The 3,579-nt window shown below is 64.5% G+C and carries 3 protein-coding genes and 1 pseudogene; 3 read left to right on the top strand and 1 reads right to left on the bottom strand.

Annotation, left to right across the window (positions count from 1 at the left end; genetic code table 11):
- The coding region (locus EAH89_RS30555) for an integrase core domain-containing protein (RefSeq protein ID WP_241667284.1) at positions 1-440 on the top strand (440 nt) is incomplete at its 5' end.
- Positions 441-750: 310 nt separating this feature from the next.
- On the opposite strand, the pseudogene EAH89_RS30550 reads toward EAH89_RS30555, so the two are convergent.
- Positions 751-1,520 (bottom strand): annotated as a pseudogene (locus tag EAH89_RS30550) (IS5 family transposase); the annotation flags it as partial.
- Between the two features lie 86 nt (positions 1,521-1,606).
- Here EAH89_RS30550 and EAH89_RS30545 point away from each other — a divergent pair.
- Together EAH89_RS30545 and EAH89_RS30540 are read left to right on the top strand one after the other, a co-directional pair.
- Positions 1,607-1,831 (top strand): hypothetical protein, encoded by a 225-nt coding sequence (locus EAH89_RS30545; RefSeq protein ID WP_140887904.1) that lies wholly within the window; start codon positions 1,607-1,609, stop codon positions 1,829-1,831.
- A complete protein-coding gene (locus EAH89_RS30540; RefSeq protein WP_140887902.1) occupies positions 1,828-2,064 on the top strand; it encodes a hypothetical protein in 237 nt (78 codons plus the stop codon). The genes EAH89_RS30545 and EAH89_RS30540 overlap by 4 nt, the downstream gene beginning before the upstream one ends.
- The last annotated feature ends 1,515 nt before the right edge of the window (positions 2,065-3,579 follow it).

The raw sequence follows: 3,579 nt of genomic DNA, 5'->3' as shown, positions 1-3,579 counted from the left end.
TGGCCATCCGGGTGGGTCGCCAGCTCAGGGCCGCCGACGTCATCGACGTGCTGTCCGACCTGTTCATCCTGCGCGGTACGCCCGGCCATGTTCGTTCGGACAACGGGCCCGAGTTCGCCGCCACGGCCGTGAAGGGCTGGATCACCGGCGTGGGTGCGAAGACAGCGTTCATCGAGCCCGGCAGCCCTTGGGAGAACGGCTACGTGGAGAGCTTTAACGGCAAGCTCCGGGACGAACTGCTCAACGCCGAGGTGTTCAACACGCTGGCCGAGGCCAAGGTCCTCATCGAGCAATGGCGCCGCCACTACAACACCGTCCGCCCGCACTCCTCGCTGCGCTACCGACCGCCCGCGCCAGAGGTCGTCCTGACGCACCTCGGCAGGCCACCACACGGCCAAACCGCCCACGCCTCGGCCCAGCTCCTGCCCATGCGCCATTAACATCCGACCCGGTGCACCTCGTGGGGGCTTGTCACCAGCACCCTGCAGCCGGCGAGGTCGGCAAGTGGATCGACAAAGCGGTGCATGGCACGCCTAGCTCTGGGACGATCGGGCGCATGGAGCTACTGCGGCACTGGACCGGCTGCCGTCGGACAAGCGGCGGATGCTGCTGCTCTTCGCGCAGGAGATGAGCCAGGCGGAGCAGGCGTCGGAGAGCTCCATGGACGACTGAGGTAGTTCCGGCGCCGGCCAGGATTTGGCAGCATAAGAACGCCTAACAGAACCGCCGAATTTGGTTGAGGCAGACCAGGGCGCAGGCGAGTGTTGTGAACGCCAGGTGGATGTCGGCGCGGTGCTCGTATCGAATGGTCAGGCGGCGAAAGCGGGCAAGCCAGGCGAAGGTGCGCTCGACAACCCAGCGGTGTCGTCCGAGGTGGGTGCTGCTCTCGACGCCACGGCGAGCGATGCGTGGGGTGACACTGCGAGCGCGGCACTCCTGGCGGCAGCGGCGATGGTCATAAGCCTTGTCGGCGTGGAGCTTGCCGGGTCTGCGACGAGGACGGCCTCGATGGCCAGTCCGGATGGGCGGAACGGCATCCAGGGTCGGAGCCAGCATGCGGCTGTCGTGGCGATTGGCTCCACTCAGTGTCAGGCCGAGCGGCGTGCCGCGGGCGTCCGTGACAAGGTGGCGCTTGGTGCCCGGCTTGCCGCGATCCGTCGGGTTCGGTCCAACCGCCTCGCCCCCTTTTTGGCCGCGATGCTGGCGCTGTCGAGCGCCGCCCGGCGCCAGTCGATCCTCCCGGCTGCCTGGAGGCGCTCCAGCAAGGCCCGGTGCAGGGCAGCCCAGACACCGGCTTCCTGCCAGTCCCGGAGCCTGCGCCAGCAGCTCATCCCCGAGCCGCAGCCCATCTCCGCCGGCAGCATCTCCCAGGGCAGGCCAGACCTCAGGACGAACAGAATGCCGGTGAGCGCCGCTCGGTCCGGCAGCCGCGGCCGGCTACCCCTGGGCTTGGGCCGCTCACGTGGCAGCAGCGGCTCGATCGCTGCCCAGAGATCATCCGAAACAAGGGGCTTTGCCATGCCCCATAGAACGCTCAACAGCCGGTTTCGTTAGGCGTTCTTAGACTATGGCCAGCCGCATGACTCCGATCCCTCCACCACCACCCATGGACATCCACCCTGGCCAACGCTTCTCCCTCTGTAAGGAGGCCGTCGCCCCGGTCCTGGCGGGCTTGGCATCCGAGGCTCAGGATGCCGGCTGGCACGAGCGCGAGGTGGTCGTGGCGGTCATGACCTGGGCAGCGACGCGGGCCGCGATGATCGATGGCGGTGAGGCCGTCACGGAAGCTCTCATGCGCTCGCTCAGCGCCGCCCGCGGGCAAGGGGGATGAGCAAGGGTAAGGACACTCCCCGGCTCGCCCGTTATGAGGTCGGCATCGACAGCTATAGGGCCGCAAGGATCCTCATCGACAAGCATGGGGCGGAAGCGGCAGCCACTGCCAACCGGCGCATGCAGGAGCTGGTGGACCTGGGTGATCAGGACGGGGCGACCACCTGGGCCGACATCCTCTTCGCCATCGGTGAGATACAGCGGGGACCACGTCCAGGAGACGCCTGGAACTAAACCGGGCTAGTGGCAGGCGCCTGCAACAAGCACTCCGCTCACCAGGCGACACCCTCAACTTCAAGTTATTCTGCGAGTCTTTGTCACAGCCATGGGTTGCGGCGCGATCTTTGTTTGATAGCCTCGTCTTCCAGGCAGTTCGGAACGGACAGCCACGGCAGAAGGCTTGCTATCGCGCATGTCGCAGATGCTGCGAGATCAAATCGCTAAACTGCACGCTGAGGCTCAAAGCTGTCGTGAGGTCGCTTTGCAAATGAGCCTCCGGGTTGCCGCAGAGGCTCTATTGGAGACAGCCAGAGCCTTTGAGCGCCAAGCCGCAACGCTAGAGAACCTGTGTGAACCGCCGAAGTCCGAAGCCGACATGAAGACTTAGGTTCGCAACCTATCCTCCTTACGAGGTCAGGCCACGCGGCTCGCGGGCCGGAGCAGATTCGTCAGTCGAAGTGAGGGGCAGCGGGCGCACGGTCGTGACGCAGAGACCGCCCAGCAGGATCAGAGAACCATCCCTTCCTGCCGAGCGGCCCCACGTCACAGCGTCTAGCGATCAACCAGGCTGCAAGGCCAACCCTTTGCGAGAGAGCGGCTGACGCTAGAGCCTACGCATACCGTAGCTGATTCGCAACGAAAGATGTTTGGGTAGGCGGAGGCTCACCGGAAGCTCACCGGCTGTCCCGATCCGGACGGGCGCGAGGATCAGGACGGCGAAGTACTGCCGGAAATCTCACAGGAACATGGAGCCTCGTTCAACATCATATCGTTACGACTTGCGGCTATGGTTCAAGCCCAGCCTAGGCAAGGGAGGGGGATGATGGTCTGGGGTATTCTCGGCAGCATCACCGCGAGTGGTGTCCTATTCGGCGCTCTGTCAGCACTGCAGTTCCTCTTGAATTAGCCCGGCCCAGGCAGCGTCACCGGCGTCGAGCCAGGCATCGATGGCTGCAGTAATCAGCGGGAGGTGCACTGCCTCGTGCCAAGCATCACTCCCACAGCCTGGAAAGCCCGACAGGAAGAACCAGTACCGCGTGGAGCTCGCATTTGCGTGGATCTCTGCTCCTCGGTATGCGTAGACGCTACCGCCCCACCGACCCAAATCTCCCCGCAGCACCAGCTCACCTTGCTGGGGAGAGGTGATTAGTAGGTGGCCATCACCAAACGCTGGCTCGACATCCAACTTGCTCAACAGGGTCAAACGAATGTCTCCAGTGGAGCTAGTCTAATTCTACAGTTGAGCTTTCATGCGAGCCTCGCGCTGACTGCGGCGCCAGTGACATGTTCTGGCGATCGCCTGATGTAGGCGTCGCCAGAGGGACCATTTGAAGAGGCGGTCCAGCACGAGGCCAGCGGCGCGTCGGAGGTCGCTGATGAGATGGCGGATCTCGCCGGTGCTGAAGTCGACTGGAGAGGGGGTTTGCTGGTCCCCCTTTTTTGCCGCGAGGCGGCGTTGAGCCTCACGCGCATGCCGGCGAGAAAGGCCAGAGCAAGCATGGCCAGTGTGATGTGCCGGTACCATCCGTG

Source organism: Muricoccus nepalensis (assembly GCF_006438825.1).
Lineage (GTDB): Bacteria > Pseudomonadota > Alphaproteobacteria > Acetobacterales > Acetobacteraceae > Roseomonas > Roseomonas nepalensis.
This window is presented reverse-complemented; position numbering and strand designations above follow the sequence as displayed.